This window comes from Altererythrobacter sp. BO-6, from assembly GCF_011047315.1.
GTDB lineage: Bacteria > Pseudomonadota > Alphaproteobacteria > Sphingomonadales > Sphingomonadaceae > Erythrobacter.
In genome coordinates this window covers 682,002-699,219 of record NZ_CP049259.1, presented here as the reverse complement: position 1 = coordinate 699,219, position 17,218 = coordinate 682,002, and the positions used below count along the sequence as shown (strand labels likewise).

Below are 17,218 nucleotides of genomic sequence, written 5' to 3'. Positions count from 1 at the left end.
GGAAAATCTCATGGCTGGAACCAAGAACCACGATTACCACATCCTTGAACCGGATATCTGGCCGCTGATCGGCTCGATTTCGGCGCTGACCTTCACTACCGGCATGGTGCTGTTCATGCATCCCGAGACCTTTGGCGGTGCAGGCAAGATCGTGCTGGGTCTTGGCATTGCCGGCCTGATTGCGACCTTCTTCAGCTGGTTCAGCAACATCGTGAAGGAAGCCCAGGGCGGCGATCATACCCCGGTGGTGCAACTGCACATGCGCTACGGCATGATCCTGTTCATCGCTTCGGAAGTGATGTTCTTCGTCGGCTGGTTCTGGGCGTTCTTCGACTTCGCCCTGTTCCCGGCGCCGATCACGGTGGCTGAAGACGGGCTGGTTACGAGCCTGTTCGGCCAGGATGGCGAGGCGGCTGCACGCACATTCCCGGCTGCGGGTATTGAAGTGCTCAACGCCTTCCAGCTTCCGCTGCTGAACACGCTGATCCTGCTGTGTTCGGGCACCACGGTTACCTGGGCGCACCATGCGCTGATCCATGGTGACCGCGAAGGGCTGAAGCAAGGCCTGTGGGCCACCATCCTGCTGGGCGCACTGTTCACGGCGATCCAGGTTTATGAATATTCGATCGCGCCCTTCGCTTTCGGCACCAACACCTATAGCTCGGCCTTTTACATGGCGACCGGGTTCCACGGCTTCCACGTGCTGATCGGCACGATCTTCCTGATCGTCTGCCTGGTGCGGGCCTATGCCGGGCACTTCACCCCGCGCCAGCACTTCGGGTTTGAAGCGGCTGCATGGTACTGGCACTTTGTCGATGTGGTGTGGCTGTTCCTGTTCGTTGCCGTCTACATCTGGGGCGGCTGGGGCGCTCCGGTTCACTAATGCACCGGGACGCAAGTCCCGACCAACCAAAGGGGCAGCCCGGCGCAGCGATTTCATGGCGCCAGGCTGCCCTTTTCGGTTTGTGCCCGCAATGCGGCGCCAAGACGCTGTTCGCGGGAGTGATCCAGTTCGCCAGCCGGTGCCGTGTGTGCGGGCTCGATTACAACCGCTTCAATGTCGGCGATGGGCCTGCCGGTTTCCTGACGTTGATTATCGGCGCGGTGATGGTCGCGCTGGCGATCTGGCTGGATGTGGCTGCCAGCCCGCCGTTCTGGGTCCATGCGCTGATCTGGATCCCGCTGACCGTTGGGGCAGTCGTGGGCGGCTTGCGCGTTTCGAAGGCGGCCCTTCTGGCGGCGGAATATCGCAACAAGGCGGGTGAGGCGATTGCGGCCTCAGGCAGCGACGAGAAAGCAGGCCAAGATCAGGAAGGCCCAGACTTGTGAGCCTGCTGCGGCGGCCGATCGAGACCTATGGCCCGCATCCAGTTGCCGCCGCCCCGGGAACGCACGCAAGGATAGCCGAACTTGTTTCGCGCCATGTCGATATCGCCGGGCGCATTCTAGATCTGGGTGCCTATACCGGAGCCTTGATCGCCCGGCTTAGGGATGCAGGCTATTTGCGCCTGAGCGGTGCGGATTTGTCGCGCCACATCGCGGAGGAAGTCGACGCATTCTGGGAATGCGACTTCAACGGGGCCTTCGCCGACGAAATCGGGGGCCCGCCATTTGCTTGCATTACAGCCTCCGAAGTGATCGAGCACCTCGACAATCCGCGCGCGTTCCTGCGCCAGTGCCACCAGCTGCTTGCCCCGGGCGGGGCGCTGGTGATCTCTACTCCGAATATCCAGTTCTTCGAGGCGCGGATCAAGTTTGCCCTGACCGGCGAACTATGGGGCTTCGGTGAGCGCAGCTATCGGTCGCAGCGCCACATCAGCCCGATCCTTGCCAGCCACTTGCCGATGATGCTGGCCGAATGCGGCTTCGAATGCCGGGAAATTTTAACCGGAGCGTCCTTTGCCTCACCCTTGCGGCGCCTGCTGACTCTCCCGATATGGGGCGCCATGCGGCTGTTAATGGGGTCGATGGTCATGGGCGAAACGCTTTTCGTTGTCGCAACCGCGATGGAACAGGGGGAAGCCGCAACGCCAGCGGGGCAATCGGCATGGCAAGCAGGCGACAACGCAGCCCGTCAAGGAGAAGACTGAGCCATGGCGAAGACGCGCTCGATACCGATTATCCCGACGATCGTGGTGCTGGCAGCGGCCGCGACCATGGTTGCGCTCGGCATCTGGCAGCTTGGCCGTGCGGAGGAGAAGGCGGCGCTGATCGCGAAATACGAACAAGCGCTCTCCAGCAATGAACTCCGGCCTTTTCCCTCCGATAGCGGCGCCGCACTCGAAAGTAATCTGTTCCACCCGACTGCGTTCGACTGCACGAAAGTCCTGTCCCGCGAAGCCATCTCGGGACGCGCCGAAAATGGCCGTTCGGGCTTCGCCCAGATCGTGCGATGCGAAACGGGGAGGGGGCCGGCGGACGTGAAGCTGGGCTGGTCTGACCGGCCCGATTTCCCTGATTTCCAGGGCGGCCCCGTCGCAGGCTTGATCACGCCGGGCGGTGCCGATGGAGCGCGCGTACAGGCCGACCCGCCACTTGCGGGGCTCAAGCCGCTCGCCAAACCCGATCCGCGCGACCTGCCCAATAACCACCTCGCCTATGCCGGGCAGTGGTTCTTCTTCGCGCTGACCGCGCTGGTGATCTACTGGCTGGCGATCCGCAAGCGCATCAAAGGGCAAGATTGAAGCCCGCAAAGCCGCTCTTTCTTGCTCTCGCCCGCGCGCGCGTCTAACCGCCGTTCCGCAATGCAATATATCTCGACCAGGGGCAGCGCAGCGGCGCTCGATTTCGAAGGGGTCACGCTGGCAGGCCTGGCCAGCGATGGCGGGCTTTACCTGCCGACCGAATGGCCGCGGTTCAGCGAGGCGGAAATCGCCGCCATGGCAGGGCTGCCCTATGCCGAGCTGGCGACAAGGGTGATGCTGCCGTTTGTCGAAGGTTCCCTGACCGAGGACGAACTGCGCACGCTGTGCCGCCAGGCCTATGGCCGCTTCGCGCATGATGCGGTGACGCCGCTGGTCCAGCTGGATGAGCGGCAATGGCTGCTCGAGCTGTTTCACGGGCCTACGCTCGCGTTCAAGGATGTCGCGCTGCAACTGCTGGGCTTGCTGTTTGAAACCTTCCTCAGCCGCCGCAAGTCAAACCTCACCATCGTTGGGGCGACCAGCGGTGACACCGGCTCGGCTGCGATCGATGCGGTGGCTGGACGCGAAGGCGTCGACATCTTCATGCTCCATCCCAAGGGGCGGGTGAGCGACGTCCAGCGCCGGCAGATGACCACGGTGCGCGCGCCCAACGTCCACAATATCGCGATCGATGGCAGCTTCGACGATGCCCAGGCGATGGTGAAGCGCATGTTCGGCGATGCCCAAATGACCAGCCGGTTCAACATCGGCGCGGTCAATTCGATCAACTGGGCGCGGTTGATGGCGCAGGTGGTCTATTACTTCGCCTGTGCATTGCAGCTGGGCGCTCCGCACCGCCCGGTCGCTTTCAGCGTGCCGACCGGCAATTTTGGCGACGTCTTCGCAGGATATGTCGCGGCGCAGATGGGCCTGCCGGTGGCGCAGCTGATCGTCGCCACCAATGTCAACGACATCCTTCACCGCGCCCTGTCCGAAGGCGACTATTCCGCCGGTACGGTCACGCCCACCGCCACCCCTTCGATGGATATCCAGGTCTCTTCCAATTTCGAACGATTGCTGTTCGATGTTGGCGGGCGAGACGGCGCCGCGATGGCGGATCAGATGCGCGGCTTCGAAGCCAGCAAGGCGATGCGCCTCACCAATGCGCAGCGCGAAGGCGCAGCCGCGCTGTTCACCAGCGCCCGCGCCGATCAGGAGCAGGTGCTGCAGGCGCTGCGCTGGGCGTACGAGCATGCCGGCGAAGTGATCGACCCGCATACCGCCGTGGGCCTGCATGCCGCACGCGCGAGCCAGCTTGACGCCGCAATCCCGATCGTCACGCTCGCTACCGCCCATCCGGCGAAATTCCCGGAAGCAGTCGAACGTGCGACGGGCCTGCGCCCGGCATTACCCGCGCGGATCGGTGACCTGTTCGCCCGCGAGGAATCCTACACTGAGTTGACCGGTGAATATGACGCGGTGCGCGACTTCGTCAGCCAGCATGCGAGCCCTGCTGCCTGATGGCCAAGCTCGTCCGCGATCCGTTGCTGATGGTGGGCGAGGGCTGGGAAGGCGGCTATCGCCTGCTCGACAGCGGGCATGGGCGCAAATTCGAGAGCTTTGGCCCGCATGCGTTCATCCGGCCAGAACCGCAGGCGATGTGGACGCCGCGCCTGGCCGATTGGCCCGCGATGGGCGAATTCATTCCGGGCTCGGACGAGGATGGCGGCGGGCGCTGGCAGCTTGATCCCTCGCTGCCCCAAGCGGGCTGGCCGGTCAGCTGGAACGAAGTGAATTTTACCGCACAGCCGACGCCCTTCCGCCATCTGCAATTCTTCCCTGACATGGCGCCGGTGTGGGACTGGATGCGCGCGCAACTGTCCGGGTGTGACGACGCCGAGACATTGAACCTGTTCGGTTATACCGGTGTTGGCTCGCTCGCACTCAGCCGCCATGGCAAGGTAACCCATGTCGATGCCAGCAAGAAATCGGTGGCGCAGGCACGCGAGAATGCGGCGCTATCGGGAATGGAAGAAGCGCCGATCCGCTGGCTGGTTGACGACGCGGCCAAGTTTACCGCACGCGAAGTGCGGCGCGCCCGGCGCTATGACGGGGTCATCCTCGACCCGCCGAAATTCGGGCGCGGGCCGAACAATGAAACCTGGCGATTGGAAGAGGGGCTGCCGGGCCTGCTGGCAGATTGCCGCAAGCTGCTGGACAGCGAGAGCCGCTTCCTGTTCCTGACCGTCTATGCCGTGCGCATGAGCAGCCTTGCGCTCGCCGGCCTGGTCGAGGAACTGTTCCGCGATCTGCCCGGCACGATCGAGCACGGCGATTTGGCGGTGCAGGAGACGGGCGAGGGCGCGCGCCTGCTGCCAACAGCAATTTTCGCGCGTTGGAGCAATTCGGGTTAGCTGGGAACCGGTCTGAGGACCGGCAGCGCGTTAGCCGAAGAGATAGAGCTTGGTGTCGGGATTGTTACGGCGCCACATCACATTGTCCATGAAGTAGTGATGGACATTGATGAATACCCATGCCGAGAACAGGAAGACACCTGCGCCCAAGGCCTTTTGCGGTGCTTCAGCTGCGGCTGTCAGCAACAGCGGTGCGCCCCAGAAGCCGATGAAGCCGGCGACAGCGCCGATCATCACAAACACCAGGATGTGCAGGCGCACGCGGTTGCGCGAGCTGTTCCAGCCCTTTTCGTCGGCTGTGCCGGAAGCGGGGGCATTCAGCGCTGTCGCGTAATTCGTCTCGAACCGCCAGACGACCGCAAGATATTGCAGCGAATGCAAGGCCGGCGTGATCAGCAGCCACAGCGGGTTGACCGACACAAATGCCAGCCACAGGTAAATGCTGACGAAATAGGCCAGGATTCCGTTCCAGGGCAGCTGACCCCGCTCGCGGAAACCCTGGACAAGCACTGCAAGCGTCAAGGCCGAGGTAATGCTGGCAATCGCGATGCCAACGAAAACGATCCATTCGGGGATCGCGAAAGTGAAATACTCGATCCCCCACAGCGACGTTTTCGATATCTTGGCGTTGCCGTAAGCCCAGGCAGACAGCCAAACGGCATAGCTGTTGACTAGCAGGACTTTCTTGTCCCGATCACCGAAGAAACGTTTCTTCAGGGCGCAATCAACCATCAGCAGGCCATAGCCTTGCTTGACATAATGCCAGCCGACAAATAGCGCCATGGCATTGGCAGCATAGCCCAGCGTACGCACTTCACCTGCCGCGACGGCGGTGACGAGGAACAGGGCGAGCAGCGCCGGTGCCACGATACCGGCGAACAGATAGCGCAGCTGCATCTCCCGACCGATCGAGCCTGCGAAGGCTTTCTTCGCGAAGCCGCGGTAAAAGATCTGGTATGAATGGGCGAAATGCGGATGATTGATGACATGTGCCAGCAGCAGTGCGGCAAAGGCGAAGGTGGCTACAAATCGATCAGCTGGAAGCGCCAGAACCACTGGAAGCAACACCAGTGAGGATCCGCCGAAGGTCAGGAAATCGCGCACCGGCCCGAACAAATAGCGTCGCGGTGCGCTTGACTGCGTACGGGTGCCCGTCTGCATATCATCGGTCAGATACTGGGTGGCCATAGCGTGTCTTCCCTCGTTACCTGCTCTGGCTATTGCGATATGGTTAATAAACCATGTGCATTGACTGGCATATGCAGTTTTTCCTCCACCGGATGGACTTATGGCGCTGCAAATGTCATCGGCCAGTGGGAAAGATGCCATAGGGTTTGCGGTTAATGCATGACACTCTTCACCTCGAAGTTGCCGATTTCGAACATGATGTCCTGACCGGCATCTATTCGGAAGAGACCGGCAAACCGCAGCCGCTGAGGATCACCATCCAGGCGCGGCTGAAGGTGGCCGATCATTACGCGCCCGATACGCCGCTCGATGCGAGCAAGAATTACATGGATTTGAAGTTCGCCGCTTCCGATGCATTGCCGCCGGGGGTGCATTTCAAGCTGATCGAGGCGGTAGCGGACCATATCTGCGCCACGCTGTTCGCGCAGGATGCGCGGGTCGAGGCAGTGACGGTCAAGATCGTCAAGCTTGCGATTGCCGAAGCAAACGAGAAGATCGGCATCACCCTCCATCGCGAGCGGCGCTGAAATGGCGCAGGCGGAGCTGCGGATTGATGCGTTGCCCCCGGCACCGCTTGATGCCGCCGCCGAATTCCATCGTGCCCAGCTCGATCGGGCGCGCGAATTGATAGCGGGCGATAATGACGCGCTGGTGATCATCCTGCCTGCCGCTCCAAACGACCATGACGACTGGCGCCGCGCTCTCGCGCGCGACCTGGCTCGCGCCTATGCGCCGAAACGGGTGAACGTGGTCGGCGGTGGCGACACTGCGGCAATTTCTGCCATGCTGGCATATTTGAGGGATGCGCCGGGCATCACCGGGCAATATCTTCCACTGCATGACTAGAGTAAGGGATATCCTGCTTCCGCAAACGGACGCCAAGCCGCTGGTCGACGGCTTCCAGCGCCGGATCAGTTATCTGCGGCTGTCGGTGACCGATCGCTGCGACCTGCGCTGTTCCTATTGCATGCCTGAACGGATGACCTTCCTGCCGCGCAAGGAAGTGCTGAGCCTTGAGGAACTGTACCGACTGTCGCTTGGCTTCATTGCGCGCGGGGTGACCAAGATCCGCGTTACCGGGGGCGAGCCGCTGGTCCGGCGCGACATCGTGGACCTGTTCCGTGCGTTGGGGCGGGAATTGGGGAAGGGGCTGGAAGAGCTGACGCTCACCACCAACGCGACGCAATTGGCCGGGTACGCCGATGACCTGGCGGCGGCCGGCGTGAAGCGCGTCAATATCTCGCTCGATACCCGTGACCGCGCAAAATTCGCGCAGCTTTCGCGGCGGGATGTCTTGCCGCAGGTTCTCGAGGGGATTGCCGCGGCCAAGGCTGCAGGGCTCAAGGTCAAGCTCAACACCGTAGCGCTCAAGGGCATCAACGAGGACGAGATCCCCGATCTGGTCGGCTGGGCGCATGGCGAGGGTTTCGACCTGACGCTGATCGAAGTTATGCCGCTGGGCGAGGTTGAGGAGGACCGGGTTGATCACTACCTGCCGCTGACCGAAGTCCGTGCGCGCCTGGCGCAGCGCTGGACGCTGACACCGTTGAGCGATTCGACGGGCGGGCCGGCGCGCTATGACCGGGTCGAGGAGACCGGCGGTCGGCTGGGCATGATTACCCCGCTCACCAACAATTTCTGTGCCGGCTGCAACCGGCTACGGGTGACCGCGACCGGGCAGCTCTATCCGTGCCTCGGCGGCGGCGAGCGGGTCGATCTGCGCGCGGCGCTGCGCTCGGACGACCCCGATGCGAACCTTCAGGCAGCGCTCAATGAAGCGATGCGGATCAAGCCGGAAAAGCACCACTTCGATATTTCGCAGCGCGGCGCGGAACCTGCCCAGCCGCGGCACATGTCGATGACGGGGGGCTAGAAGATGCTGGAAACGCCCACCATCGTCATCCCCGCGAAAGCGGGGATCCAGAGCGGAGCCACTGATGTTGTAGACTGGATTCCCGCTTTCGCGGGAATGACGAGATAGGCCATGTCTGTGCGCGTTCTTTATCTTGGCAAGCTTGCGGATGTTGCAGGCACGGCGGAATCCGAATTCTTCTCAAGCTCGGGAGAACTTGATTGGCCTGATCTCCTCGCCCTTCTGCATGACCAAGTGAATCCGGATATTGCCAAGGCAGCCGAAGATCGGCGAACCCTTATTGCGATCAATGGTAAGGTATTGTCGGATCGGACATGCCTTGAGGCAAAGCATGGTGACGAAGTCGCGCTGCTGCCGCCCGTCAGCGGGGGATAGCTTCGTGCCGATGCGTGACATCCGCCTGCTCGATCAGATGTTTATTCCCGGCACGCTGATCGGTCCATTCACGCAGGCCAATCCGGGGCTGGGCGGGGTGTGCACCTTCGTTGGCGAAGTGCGCACCGACGAAGGCGTCGAGGCACTCGAACTGACGCATTACGAACCGTTGACGCTGCCGGGGATGCACGAACTGGCCGATCGCGCCTTTGCCCGGTTCGAATTGCTGGGCCTGCTGATGGTCCACCGGATCGGCCTGCTGCGCCCCGGCGAGCCGATTGTCTGCGTTTCGGCGGCCGCGCTCCACCGCCGCGCGGCGATCGACGCGGTCGATTTCTGCATGGATCACTTGAAAAGCGCGGCATGGTTCTGGAAGCGCGAGAAGCGCGCTGATGGCTGGCACTGGATCGAACCGCGTGCCGAAGATTATGCCGATCGTGCCCGCTGGGGTGAATAATCGGGCCTTTTTGATCCAGGTCAAGGCGCGCGATTCGGTGCGTAGCTAGAAGATGTCTCAACGGAAGGAGACATCGTCATGTCGAAGCTTATTGCCCCTGAATTGATTGCCGAAAAAGCCCGCATCGTGGATGCGCCTCGCGTTGCGACCAATGTTGATCGCTCGTTCGAACTGCCCAAAGCGCTCTATGGCGCCACGGTGGCCTGCTATCTCGGTTTCCTTGCGATTACGGCGATGGCTTTCGGCAATCCGGGGCTGATCATACCGATGGTCATTTTCGCCGGGATTATCATCGCCGGGTTCGGAGTTCCGACGATCTGGACGCGGCTCCGGCCGGACACGAAGAAGGCCCGTTCGCTCGACCTCGACGATTTCGCCAGCCGCGGCGTGATGACGCACACCGGGCGGCTGCGCGCCCGCGATGCCGCGACGCAAGTATTGGTTCTGCCGGTCCTCGTACTCCTGTGGGGACTTGCGGTGGTGACGATAGCCGCAACTATCTAGTCCCCCTACCTTCCCGGACGGGAGCCGGCAGTGCGCGGGGTCGAGCAATCGGCCCCGCGCTAGCTTTATAAAGGTAGCGTTTCAGGCCGGGCCAAGCAGACCGGCCAATTCGTCGATCGTCTGCTGTTCCGATGCGACCATCTGCGCAATCTCGGCTTGCGCCTGCGCGACTTCTTCGCGTTGCTGGAATTCGAGCGAAGCCTTGGCATAGAGCGCATCAAGGTCAGCCAGCAGGCCGGTTGTCACCCCATGGTGCGAATCCAGCTCGGCGATTTCAATCAGCGCCATCGCCCAGCGCTTGTCATCGGGATTGCTGCCACGGGCCGCACTGACGACGCCGCGTGCCTTTTCTGCCTGCGCCAGGAATTGGGAGTGGCGGGTGCGCGCCTCGCCGATCGCGTCACTTATCTGTTCCACGGCTGCGACGGGCAGCGGAGAGGGGCGGAGTTGCTCTGGTTGCGAATCGGCGGTCGGGAACTGGCCCTGCACCCGTTCGAAATCGCGCAGTGACAGCGATGGATATCGGTCGGCACTGCCTGCGCAGGCAGAAATCAGTGTGGCCATGGCAAGCAGCGGTAATGCTGGACGAATAAGGGCGCGCATCATAGGAGCCACCGCATAGCATGGACAAGCGCTGGCGCCACCATTTCGGTTCGGGGCGACAGAATGCAAAAAGCGCCGATCCGACGTTGACTTGGCGAGCCCTTTCCCCTAACGGCACGCTTCTTTCCGGCGCCACCAATCGGTGGGGCGTCGGGTGCGCCCTTTCGATAGCGGCAGGGCACAGCTTTAGATTGAGAGTATTACCACCATGTTCGCAGTAGTGCGCACGGGCGGCAAACAATACCGGGTTGCCGCCGGAGACAAGATTGCAGTTGAAAAGCTCGCTGGCGAAGCCGGCGACACCGTGACGCTGGGCGATGTCCTGCTTGCCGGTGAAGGCGACAAGCTGGCCGATGCCTCGAAGGTTTCGGTTTCCGCTGAGATCATCGCCCAAGCCAAGAGCGAGAAGGTCGTCGTTTTCAAGAAGCGCCGCCGGCACAACTATCGCCGCAAGAACGGCCACCGCCAGCAGATGACCCTCCTGCGCATCGTGGCAGTGGGCGAGGGCGCCGCCAAGAAGGCTGCCCCCAAGAAGGAAGCATCGGAACCCGCCAAGGGCGCCGAAGTGAGCAAGAGCACGAAGGCGAAAGCAGAAGCTCCGGCCAAGACCGGCGCAACCGCCGCCAAGAAGGCTGCGCCGAAGAAGGAAGCAGCCGAGAAGTCGGCTCCGGCCAAGAAAGCCCCCGCCAAGAAAGCGGCGGACAAGAAGTAAGGATTACGGACCATGGCACATAAAAAAGCAGGCGGTTCATCGCGTAACGGTCGCGACTCAGCTGGCCGTCGCCTTGGTGTGAAGAAGTTCGGCGGCCAGGAAGTGGTCGGCGGCAACATCATCGTGCGCCAGCGCGGCACGCGCGTCTATCCGGGCGCCAATGTCGGCATGGGCCGGGATCATACCCTGTTCGCGCTCGAAAACGGTGTGGTGCGATTCCATCAGGGCAAGCTTGGTCGCAAATACGTGTCGGTAGACATGATTGCGCAAGCAGCCGAATAACCGGACGGTTCGTTAAAGGGATCGTCCAAACGGGACGGTCCCAGCCGGGTCACACCGGCAGCCAAAGAGGGAGATGGGGCTTTCCTGTTAAATCAGGGGGCCCGTCTCCCTCTTGTCGTTTCTCCCTCTGAAAACCCGCGGCGACACTTAGTTTCGCCATCACGCAATTGTCACGCGTCCGGTCTAGGAGCCCGGAGCGGGGCCGAATGGGAGAAGTCCGATGTTCCATTGCACCGAACGGTTGCTGCTGCGCCCGGCATGGCCGGAAGACTGGCGAGCGGTCCACGCCGGGATCGCCGATGAAGGCGTGGTGCGGAACCTTGCCCGTGCCCCATGGCCATACCAACCTGCAGACGCCCGCAGTTTCGTCGAAGCGCCGGTCGATCCGCATTTCCCGCGTTTCCTGATCACGCGGTCGCGCGATGCGGCGCTGGTCGGCTGCATCGGGATCGATCCACACGGACGTGACGTCGAGATGGGTTACTGGATCGCGCGGCCGCACTGGGGCCAGGGTTATGCGACCGAGGCTGGGCGCGGCGTGATCGAGATCGCCGCGACGCTTGGCTATCGGCGGCTCGTTGCCAGTCATTTCCTCGACAATCCCGCGTCGGGCCGGGTCCTCTCGAAGCTGGGCTTCGCGCCCACCGGAAGGATCGTCAGTCGCCACAGCTGTGGCCGGGGGGCGGAAGCGCCGACCGCGGAATATGCGCTCGACCTGTGCGAGGGCGAGGCCTGCGTGATGCACGCCGCCTGACAACGAAAAAGGCCCCGCGATCGCTCGCGGGGCCTTTTGTTATCGGTTTGCTGTGATCACTCGGCCGGTTGCAGCAGCGCGTCGGTGAATTCGCCTTCATAAAGGCCGATCAGCTCGCGATCGTCGTGATCCCACGGGTGGAAGCCGGGCTTGAAGTATGCCAGCCAGGCCGGGAAAATCCGGCGCACGACGCCCGGCGACCATGCCAGATACTTGAACAGGCCCCAGCGCGCCTTCCAGCCGGTGATGCCATCTTGCGCGAGCAGGTTCATCGTGTCTTCCCAGCGGTTCTTGAAAAACCGGCCGGTCACGATCAGCATCATCAGGCTACGGACCTTCCAGCGCTTGAACGGCGTCCAGTCGCTGGTCGCGTGGTTCCAGGTGTCATAAGCGACGCCCTTGTGCTCGATTTCTTCGGCCGCATGCCAGCGCCACATATTGCGGACTTCCGGTTCGGCATTTTCGAAATGCTTGGGATTCTTGAGGAATTCGCTCGCCATCATCGCAGTGTAATGCTCGAGCGCCATGGTTGCGGCGAGATTGAGGATCTCCGGGCGACCCTTGGTCAGGTTGAGCATTTCCTCGACCCGCTTGTCGATTGCCTTGATGTCATAGCCATGATCCTCGGCCAGACGGTTGAAAGCGATGTGTTCGCGGGTGTGGTTGATTTCCTGTTTCACGAAAGCGCGGATTTCTGCCGCCAGCTTGGGCGGGGCGCCGTCGCGGTGTGCCTTAACGGCTTCGATAAAGAAGGCTTCGCCGCGCGGGAAAGTGGCTGACAGCGCATTGTGCCAGGCGGTGCCGAACGGTTCGCCCGCCCACCAGCGGCGCGGGGTGGTGTTGCGGTTGAAGCGCTCATCGCGCACGGTGATTTCGAGATCGGTCGGGGTCGGATCGCGACGGGTGACGGCGTCGAGATCGATCTTGGCTGGGGCGTTCACTTGGCAACTCCAGAGAAACTTACTGACAAGAGTGTCAATAGATGTTACTGACATTGATGTCAATAGTCTCTTCGCGGGTGCAGCACGCGCCATCGCGAGCGGTGATAGGGACATTGCAGGTCTTGCCGCTGGCGCGCGAGCACTTTAGGCCAAGCCAATCGGGGTCGCTTAACGGGTGGGAATCTTTCAGGTCAGAATGCAATGACAAGTCGCAAGCGTTTAACCCCCGAAGAATCGCGGAGTTCCGCCCTGGAAGCGGCGCGGGCCCTGCTGATCGAGACAGGGCCGCAATCGGTTACCCTGAAGGCAGTGGCCGCGCGGATTGGCCGCACGCACGCGAACCTGCTGCATCATTTCGGTTCGGCATCTGGCCTTCAGAAGGAACTGGCCCGGCATCTGGCCGAAACCGTGTGTGAGACGATTAGGGACGCAGTCCGCGCCAGCCGCGCCGGGCTGGGCAGCCCGCGTGAAGTGGTCGACCTCGCCTTTGATGCCTTCGACAAGGAAGGGGCGGGCGCGCTCGCCAGCTGGATGATCCTGACCGGCAACGAAGATGCGCTGAGCCCGATCGTTGAGACGATCCACCAGCTGGTCGACGATATCGCGCAGGAAGAAGCGACTCACACCGGCGAAGTTATGCGGGTGCATGAAGACACGCTGGCGTTGGTGTTGATGGCGATGGGCGATGCACTGATCGGTAAGGCGCTGGCGCGCTCGCTCGGCTTGCCGGATTCTGCCGCGCGCGACCGGGCGCAGCGCATGCTGGAAAACTTCGATCGCCGCTTTCAATCAGCTGGCGTAACCGCCTCGCGCATCCACTCGGGGACGATCGCGGCATCAATATCCTCGACCCGCAAGTGATCGACCGCCGAGCCGAGCTCCGGATAGGCAATCTTGCGGCGCTTCTCCTCGGACTGCGCCAGTGGCACCACCACCAGCCGCCGGTTGACCTTTTGCCGCCAGTTCATCCGTGCGGTATTTTCCTGCCCGACATAACAGCCCTTGGTGAAGCTGACCCCGTTCAGTTCGGCAGCATTGGTTTCCAGCCACAGGATATCGCCGAGTTCGGCGCGCCCCTCCGGCACGCCGAGCGCCAGGCGATGCGCCAGCCAGGCGGCATCGGCGGACTCGTCGGCCGGATCGGCAGGCGCGAGCCAGCGCCAGCCGAGCTGTGGTAGGCGCGGATCAGGTGAAGCGCCTTCTTGCGCGTCAGTGCTCCAGTGTACCGCCAGCGCCTCGTCGCGCCCAATCGCGATCTTGCGCCGCAAGCGATAGAGCGAGAGCCGCTTGACCAGCTCATCGGCAGCGTCCGCCTCGCAATCGAGCAGCAGGTCGTCGCCACCGGCCCAGACAAGAAAATCGAACATCGCCTTGCCCTGCGCTGAGAGCAGTGCGGCATAGGCGGGCAGGGCGCCCGTCACGTCATTGGTGACCAGCCCCTGCAGGAAGCTGCGGACATCTTCGCTCTCGTCCAGCGCGGACAAGCGAATGACGGCGCGGTTGTTCAGGCGGGTGGCAGTCATGGCTTGTCGATCCTCTTCGTAATGGCTTCGGCCAGTCGTGGCCCCAGTTCCGGGCCCTGCAAGGGATAGAGATAGGGTTCGATCAGCTCGGCTTCCATAAGCAGCAGCGTGCCATCTTCGCCGCGCACCATGTCGATCCGGGCGTAGAGCGGCGTGTCGAACGGGATTGCATCGACCACCGCTTGCGCGGCTGCCAGGTCTGCGGCCTCAGGTTGGATCGCTTCCTCGGTCCCGCCGTAAAGCGACTGGACGCGATAATCGCCCGCTGCGGGCCGCTTGACCAGCGCATGCGAGAAGGCGCCATCGATAAACAGGAACGAATATTCGCCCTCGCTGGCGATTTGCGGCAGGTAAGGCTGGATCATCGCTGGATAGGCCATAGCCCAGTCGCCCCGTACTCCGCCCTTGCGATGGATCGACTGGCCTTCTGCGCCGGCGCCGACCTGCCGCTTGGCAACGACGGTCTCGCAGTCGAACATATCGAAAGCGGCACCAATGTCTGCCGCGGCCGGTTGCTCGACCCACAGCGTGGGGATTGTCGCCGCGCCGCATTCCGCGAGGTCGCGCAGGTAGGTCTTGCGCGAGTTCCAGCGCACCAGTGCGTGCGGATTGCACACGATGATGCCCGCGCCTTCGAGCGCGTCGAGCTTGTCGAGAAACGCCTGCTCGAAATCCCAATAGTCCCACGGGGTGCCCACCAGCACCAGCTCGCATCCGGCGAAGGCATCGAGCGGCGCCCGCCATTCGATTTCGACCAGGCTTCCGCCGCATGCTTCCAGCGCGGGCCGGATCGCATCGACCTGATAGTCATGTTCGAAGGCGTCGTCGCGGCGGGTGGGTGATCCTGGCATGGTGCCGGGGCAGGTAAGGAATCCGATCTTCATCGCCGCGCCTCTAGGGCCTGCGATCGGTACTGGAAAGAGGGCGCGCGCGCGACTAGAGCCTCGCGTGATGACCGACACACTCACGATCCGCCGCCCTGATGATTGGCACCTGCATTTCCGCGATGGCGACATGATGCGCGACGTGGTGCCCTATACCGCGCGCCAGTTCGCCCGCGCGATCGTGGATGCCCAACCTTACCCCGCCGGTGACCGATACGGCGCGGGCTGCGGCCTATCGCGAGCGCATCCTTGGCGCCGTGCCCGCGGGCATCAACTTCATGCCGCTGATGACCTGCTATCTTACCGACAACACCGATCCGGACGACCTTGCGCGCGGCGCGGCTGAAGGCGTGTTCACCGCCGCCAAGCTCTATCCGGCTGGGGCGACGACCAATTCGGCGAGCGGCGTGACCGATGTTGCGAAGATCGATCCGGTGCTGGCGCGGATGGAGGCCGAGGGCATCGTGCTCTGCGTCCATGGCGAAGTGACCGACCATAATATCGACGTGTTCGATCGCGAGGCCGAATTCATCGAGCGGCACTTGCGCCGCATCACCCGCGATTTTCCCGGGCTGAAGGTCGTGTTCGAACACATCACCACCAGCGACGCGGTTGATTTCGTGCTTGAGGCGGGGCCGAATGTCGCAGCGACGATCACGCCGCAGCACCTCCACATCAATCGCAACGCGATGCTGGTGGGCGGGATCCAGCCGCACAACTACTGCCTGCCCGTGGCCAAGCGCGAGACCCACCGGCTGGCGCTGCGCAAGGCGGCGACCAGCGGCAGTGCGAAGTTCTTCCTTGGCACAGACAGCGCCCCGCACGAACGCCACACCAAGGAATCCGCCTGCGGTTGCGCAGGGATTTTCAACGCACCCTATGCGCTGGAAAGCTACCTGGCGGTGTTCGACGAGGAAGGCGCGCTGGACCGTTTCGAAGGCTTCGCTTCGCTCCATGGCCCCGCCTTCTATGGCTTGCCGGTCAATGAAGACAGCATCACGCTGGAACGCGCCGAAGTGAAAGTGCCCGATGCGGTGTCCGCCGGGGGCAGCGAAGTCGTGCCGTTCCACGCCGGGCAAGTGCTCGGCTGGCGCATCGCGAGCTAGATAGCGGCGGGCTTGCGGCGCCGCCGCAGCAGGTCCCACACGAAAATTGCGATCGCTGTCCAGATCAGCACGAAACTGCCGAGTTGGGCTGGGCGCAGTTCCTCGCGGAACACGGTAAGCCCCAGTAGGAAGACGATGGTCGGCGTCAGATATTGGATGAAGCCAAGCGTCGAGTAATCCATCCGCCGCGCGGCGATCGCGAACAGCAGCAGCGGCACCGCCGTCACCACGCCCCCGAGAACGATTGCGAGGCTGATCCACAGGTCATGCCCGAAGGACGAGCCCGCCGGGCTGGCCGCATACCACCAGGCGATCCCGCCCGCGACCGGCAGCAGCAGTGCGCTCTCGACCGTCAGTCCCGGCAGCGCTCCGACCGCGACCTGCTTGCGAACCAACCCGTAAAGGCCGAAGCTGCACGCAAGGGCGAGGCTAATCCACAGTGTCGTCAACGCGCCGCCCAGCAATAGCGCAACTGCCACGCTGGCGATGCCCACGGCGGTCCATTGAAGCCGCGACAGGCGCTCGCCCAGGAAGACTGTGCCGAGCAGCACGTTGAGCAGCGGGTTGAGGTAATAGCCGAGGCTAGCCGCATAGACATTGTCGCGCTGGATCGCCCAGACATAAACGAACCAGTTCAGCCCGATCAGCGCGGCGCTGAGACACAACAGCATCATGCTGCGCGCACTGGAAAATGCTTCGCGCAGCGCCGGAAACTGGCGCCGCACGGCCACGATCAGCAGGCAGATCGGCAGGGTCCAGATGATCCGCCAGCCGACGAACTCGAACGGCGGTACGCTCTTCACCAGCAGCAGGTAGAGCGGCAGCATGCTCCAGATCAGATAGGCACCCAGCGCTGCGGGAAGGCCCGATGGCTGGCCGTGCTGGTCGGGCGTCTGCATGTGGTTGCGCCCCTAATCCCACTTCCGGTTGGCAGCAAGCGACCATTCGTCGCGCGCTAATGCTCGCTTCGTCGCATGA

Annotated in this window: 22 protein-coding genes and 1 pseudogene; 17 read left to right on the top strand and 6 right to left on the bottom strand. The window is 62.8% G+C overall.

The window, feature by feature from the left end; all coding sequences use genetic code 11:
* Positions 1-10 precede the first annotated feature (10 nt).
* From G6N82_RS03440 to G6N82_RS03415, 6 genes are read left to right on the top strand one after another with little or no spacing between them, the layout of a single operon-like run.
* Positions 11-883 carry a cytochrome c oxidase subunit 3 gene (locus tag G6N82_RS03440; protein ID WP_165193739.1) on the top strand — a complete coding sequence of 291 codons (873 nt, stop codon included), beginning with the start codon at positions 11-13 and terminating at the stop codon, positions 881-883.
* Positions 883-1,329 carry a DUF983 domain-containing protein gene (locus G6N82_RS03435; RefSeq protein ID WP_165193737.1) on the top strand — a complete coding sequence of 149 codons (447 nt, stop codon included), beginning with the start codon at positions 883-885 and terminating at the stop codon, positions 1,327-1,329. Before G6N82_RS03440 ends, G6N82_RS03435 begins: the two co-directional genes overlap by 1 nt.
* Positions 1,326-2,090, top strand: coding sequence for a class I SAM-dependent methyltransferase (locus G6N82_RS03430; RefSeq protein ID WP_165193735.1), 765 nt, complete (start codon positions 1,326-1,328; stop codon positions 2,088-2,090). The genes G6N82_RS03435 and G6N82_RS03430 overlap by 4 nt, the downstream gene beginning before the upstream one ends.
* A 3-nt stretch (positions 2,091-2,093) precedes the next feature.
* Positions 2,094-2,684, top strand: a complete 591-nt coding sequence (locus tag G6N82_RS03425; RefSeq protein WP_165193733.1) for an SURF1 family protein — start codon at positions 2,094-2,096, stop codon at positions 2,682-2,684.
* Positions 2,685-2,744: 60 nt separating this feature from the next.
* Positions 2,745-4,145: a threonine synthase gene (gene thrC / locus G6N82_RS03420; protein ID WP_165193731.1), complete on the top strand. Its 1,401-nt coding sequence runs from the start codon at positions 2,745-2,747 to the stop codon at positions 4,143-4,145.
* On the top strand, positions 4,145-5,038 hold the full coding sequence (locus tag G6N82_RS03415; protein ID WP_165193729.1) for a class I SAM-dependent methyltransferase: 894 nt from the start codon (positions 4,145-4,147) through the stop codon (positions 5,036-5,038). Before thrC ends, G6N82_RS03415 begins: the two co-directional genes overlap by 1 nt.
* A 30-nt stretch (positions 5,039-5,068) precedes the next feature.
* On the opposite strand, the gene G6N82_RS03410 is transcribed toward G6N82_RS03415, so the two are convergent.
* A complete protein-coding gene (locus G6N82_RS03410) occupies positions 5,069-6,226 on the bottom strand; it encodes a hypothetical protein (RefSeq protein ID WP_206520286.1) in 1,158 nt (385 codons plus the stop codon).
* Between the two features lie 155 nt (positions 6,227-6,381).
* Between G6N82_RS03410 and G6N82_RS03405 the strand changes: the two genes are divergently transcribed.
* The 6 genes from G6N82_RS03405 (at position 6,382) to G6N82_RS03380 (ending at position 9,435) form a co-directional block, all read left to right on the top strand.
* Positions 6,382-6,753, top strand: a complete 372-nt coding sequence (locus G6N82_RS03405; RefSeq protein WP_165193727.1) for a dihydroneopterin aldolase — start codon at positions 6,382-6,384, stop codon at positions 6,751-6,753.
* Between the two features lies 1 nt (position 6,754).
* Positions 6,755-7,072, top strand: coding sequence for a Rossmann fold domain-containing protein (locus G6N82_RS03400; protein WP_165193725.1), 318 nt, complete (start codon positions 6,755-6,757; stop codon positions 7,070-7,072).
* Complete coding sequence (moaA, locus tag G6N82_RS03395) at positions 7,065-8,099, top strand: GTP 3',8-cyclase MoaA (RefSeq protein ID WP_165193723.1); 1,035 nt, start codon at positions 7,065-7,067, stop codon at positions 8,097-8,099. Before G6N82_RS03400 ends, moaA begins: the two co-directional genes overlap by 8 nt.
* A 111-nt stretch (positions 8,100-8,210) precedes the next feature.
* Positions 8,211-8,474, top strand: a complete 264-nt coding sequence (locus G6N82_RS03390) for a MoaD/ThiS family protein (protein WP_165193720.1) — start codon at positions 8,211-8,213, stop codon at positions 8,472-8,474.
* Between the two features lie 10 nt (positions 8,475-8,484).
* Positions 8,485-8,931: a molybdenum cofactor biosynthesis protein MoaE gene (locus G6N82_RS03385; RefSeq protein ID WP_165193717.1), complete on the top strand. Its 447-nt coding sequence runs from the start codon at positions 8,485-8,487 to the stop codon at positions 8,929-8,931.
* Positions 8,932-9,009: 78 nt separating this feature from the next.
* Positions 9,010-9,435, top strand: a complete 426-nt coding sequence (locus tag G6N82_RS03380) for a hypothetical protein (protein ID WP_165193715.1) — start codon at positions 9,010-9,012, stop codon at positions 9,433-9,435.
* 81 nt (positions 9,436-9,516) lie between these two features.
* Here the strand turns inward: G6N82_RS03380 and G6N82_RS03375 are convergent, their stop codons facing one another.
* Positions 9,517-9,999: a hypothetical protein gene (locus G6N82_RS03375; protein WP_165193712.1), complete on the bottom strand. Its 483-nt coding sequence runs from the start codon at positions 9,997-9,999 to the stop codon at positions 9,517-9,519.
* A 247-nt stretch (positions 10,000-10,246) separates the two neighbouring features.
* Between G6N82_RS03375 and rplU the strand changes: the two genes are divergently transcribed.
* The 3 genes from rplU to G6N82_RS03360 all read left to right on the top strand — a co-directional run bounded on the left by rplU (position 10,247) and on the right by G6N82_RS03360 (position 11,786).
* Positions 10,247-10,750, top strand: coding sequence for a 50S ribosomal protein L21 (rplU, locus tag G6N82_RS03370; RefSeq protein ID WP_165193710.1), 504 nt, complete (start codon positions 10,247-10,249; stop codon positions 10,748-10,750).
* Between the two features lie 12 nt (positions 10,751-10,762).
* A complete protein-coding gene (gene rpmA, locus G6N82_RS03365; protein ID WP_165193708.1) occupies positions 10,763-11,032 on the top strand; it encodes a 50S ribosomal protein L27 in 270 nt (89 codons plus the stop codon).
* A gap of 220 nt (positions 11,033-11,252) precedes the next feature.
* Complete coding sequence (locus G6N82_RS03360) at positions 11,253-11,786, top strand: GNAT family N-acetyltransferase (protein WP_165193706.1); 534 nt, start codon at positions 11,253-11,255, stop codon at positions 11,784-11,786.
* Positions 11,787-11,842: 56 nt separating this feature from the next.
* Here G6N82_RS03360 and G6N82_RS03355 read toward each other — a convergent pair whose 3' ends face one another.
* Positions 11,843-12,727: a metal-dependent hydrolase gene (locus G6N82_RS03355; RefSeq protein ID WP_241255177.1), complete on the bottom strand. Its 885-nt coding sequence runs from the start codon at positions 12,725-12,727 to the stop codon at positions 11,843-11,845.
* Between the two features lie 201 nt (positions 12,728-12,928).
* Here G6N82_RS03355 and G6N82_RS03350 point away from each other — a divergent pair, with 201 nt between their 5' ends.
* Entirely contained in the window at positions 12,929-13,588 is a 660-nt protein-coding gene (locus G6N82_RS03350; RefSeq protein WP_165193701.1) for a helix-turn-helix domain-containing protein, read from the top strand.
* On the opposite strand, the gene G6N82_RS03345 is transcribed toward G6N82_RS03350, so the two are convergent.
* Positions 13,513-14,250, bottom strand: coding sequence for a folate-binding protein YgfZ (locus tag G6N82_RS03345; protein WP_165193698.1), 738 nt, complete (start codon positions 14,248-14,250; stop codon positions 13,513-13,515). The two genes, G6N82_RS03350 and G6N82_RS03345, sit on opposite strands and share 76 nt — an antisense overlap.
* Positions 14,247-15,134 carry a hypothetical protein gene (locus G6N82_RS03340; RefSeq protein ID WP_165193696.1) on the bottom strand — a complete coding sequence of 296 codons (888 nt, stop codon included), beginning with the start codon at positions 15,132-15,134 and terminating at the stop codon, positions 14,247-14,249. The genes G6N82_RS03345 and G6N82_RS03340 overlap by 4 nt, the downstream gene beginning before the upstream one ends.
* Before the next feature lie 67 nt (positions 15,135-15,201).
* On the opposite strand from G6N82_RS03340, the pseudogene pyrC reads away from it, so the two are divergent.
* Positions 15,202-16,240 (top strand): annotated as a pseudogene (gene pyrC / locus G6N82_RS03335) (dihydroorotase).
* Here the strand turns inward: pyrC and rarD are convergent.
* A complete protein-coding gene (rarD, locus tag G6N82_RS03330; RefSeq protein ID WP_165193693.1) occupies positions 16,237-17,139 on the bottom strand; it encodes an EamA family transporter RarD in 903 nt (300 codons plus the stop codon). The pseudogene pyrC and the gene rarD overlap by 4 nt on opposite strands.
* Between the last annotated feature and the right edge of the window lie 79 nt (positions 17,140-17,218).

Coding starts and splice junctions, on each gene's coding strand:
- moaA (WP_165193723.1), top strand. CDS start 7,065: ATGACTAGAGTAAGGGATATCCTGCTTCCGCAAACGGACGCCAAGCCG.
- G6N82_RS03410 (WP_206520286.1), bottom strand. CDS start 6,226: ATGGCCACCCAGTATCTGACCGATGATATGCAGACGGGCACCCGTACG.
- G6N82_RS03350 (WP_165193701.1), top strand. CDS start 12,929: ATGACAAGTCGCAAGCGTTTAACCCCCGAAGAATCGCGGAGTTCCGCC.
- G6N82_RS03440 (WP_165193739.1), top strand. CDS start 11: ATGGCTGGAACCAAGAACCACGATTACCACATCCTTGAACCGGATATC.
- G6N82_RS03435 (WP_165193737.1), top strand. CDS start 883: ATGCACCGGGACGCAAGTCCCGACCAACCAAAGGGGCAGCCCGGCGCA.
- G6N82_RS03385 (WP_165193717.1), top strand. CDS start 8,485: ATGCGTGACATCCGCCTGCTCGATCAGATGTTTATTCCCGGCACGCTG.
- G6N82_RS03380 (WP_165193715.1), top strand. CDS start 9,010: ATGTCGAAGCTTATTGCCCCTGAATTGATTGCCGAAAAAGCCCGCATC.
- G6N82_RS03390 (WP_165193720.1), top strand. CDS start 8,211: ATGTCTGTGCGCGTTCTTTATCTTGGCAAGCTTGCGGATGTTGCAGGC.
- rpmA (WP_165193708.1), top strand. CDS start 10,763: ATGGCACATAAAAAAGCAGGCGGTTCATCGCGTAACGGTCGCGACTCA.
- G6N82_RS03360 (WP_165193706.1), top strand. CDS start 11,253: ATGTTCCATTGCACCGAACGGTTGCTGCTGCGCCCGGCATGGCCGGAA.
- G6N82_RS03400 (WP_165193725.1), top strand. CDS start 6,755: ATGGCGCAGGCGGAGCTGCGGATTGATGCGTTGCCCCCGGCACCGCTT.
- rarD (WP_165193693.1), bottom strand. CDS start 17,139: ATGCAGACGCCCGACCAGCACGGCCAGCCATCGGGCCTTCCCGCAGCG.
- G6N82_RS03405 (WP_165193727.1), top strand. CDS start 6,382: ATGCATGACACTCTTCACCTCGAAGTTGCCGATTTCGAACATGATGTC.
- thrC (WP_165193731.1), top strand. CDS start 2,745: ATGCAATATATCTCGACCAGGGGCAGCGCAGCGGCGCTCGATTTCGAA.
- rplU (WP_165193710.1), top strand. CDS start 10,247: ATGTTCGCAGTAGTGCGCACGGGCGGCAAACAATACCGGGTTGCCGCC.
- G6N82_RS03375 (WP_165193712.1), bottom strand. CDS start 9,999: ATGGCCACACTGATTTCTGCCTGCGCAGGCAGTGCCGACCGATATCCA.
- G6N82_RS03415 (WP_165193729.1), top strand. CDS start 4,145: ATGGCCAAGCTCGTCCGCGATCCGTTGCTGATGGTGGGCGAGGGCTGG.
- G6N82_RS03340 (WP_165193696.1), bottom strand. CDS start 15,134: ATGAAGATCGGATTCCTTACCTGCCCCGGCACCATGCCAGGATCACCC.
- G6N82_RS03425 (WP_165193733.1), top strand. CDS start 2,094: ATGGCGAAGACGCGCTCGATACCGATTATCCCGACGATCGTGGTGCTG.
- G6N82_RS03345 (WP_165193698.1), bottom strand. CDS start 14,250: ATGACTGCCACCCGCCTGAACAACCGCGCCGTCATTCGCTTGTCCGCG.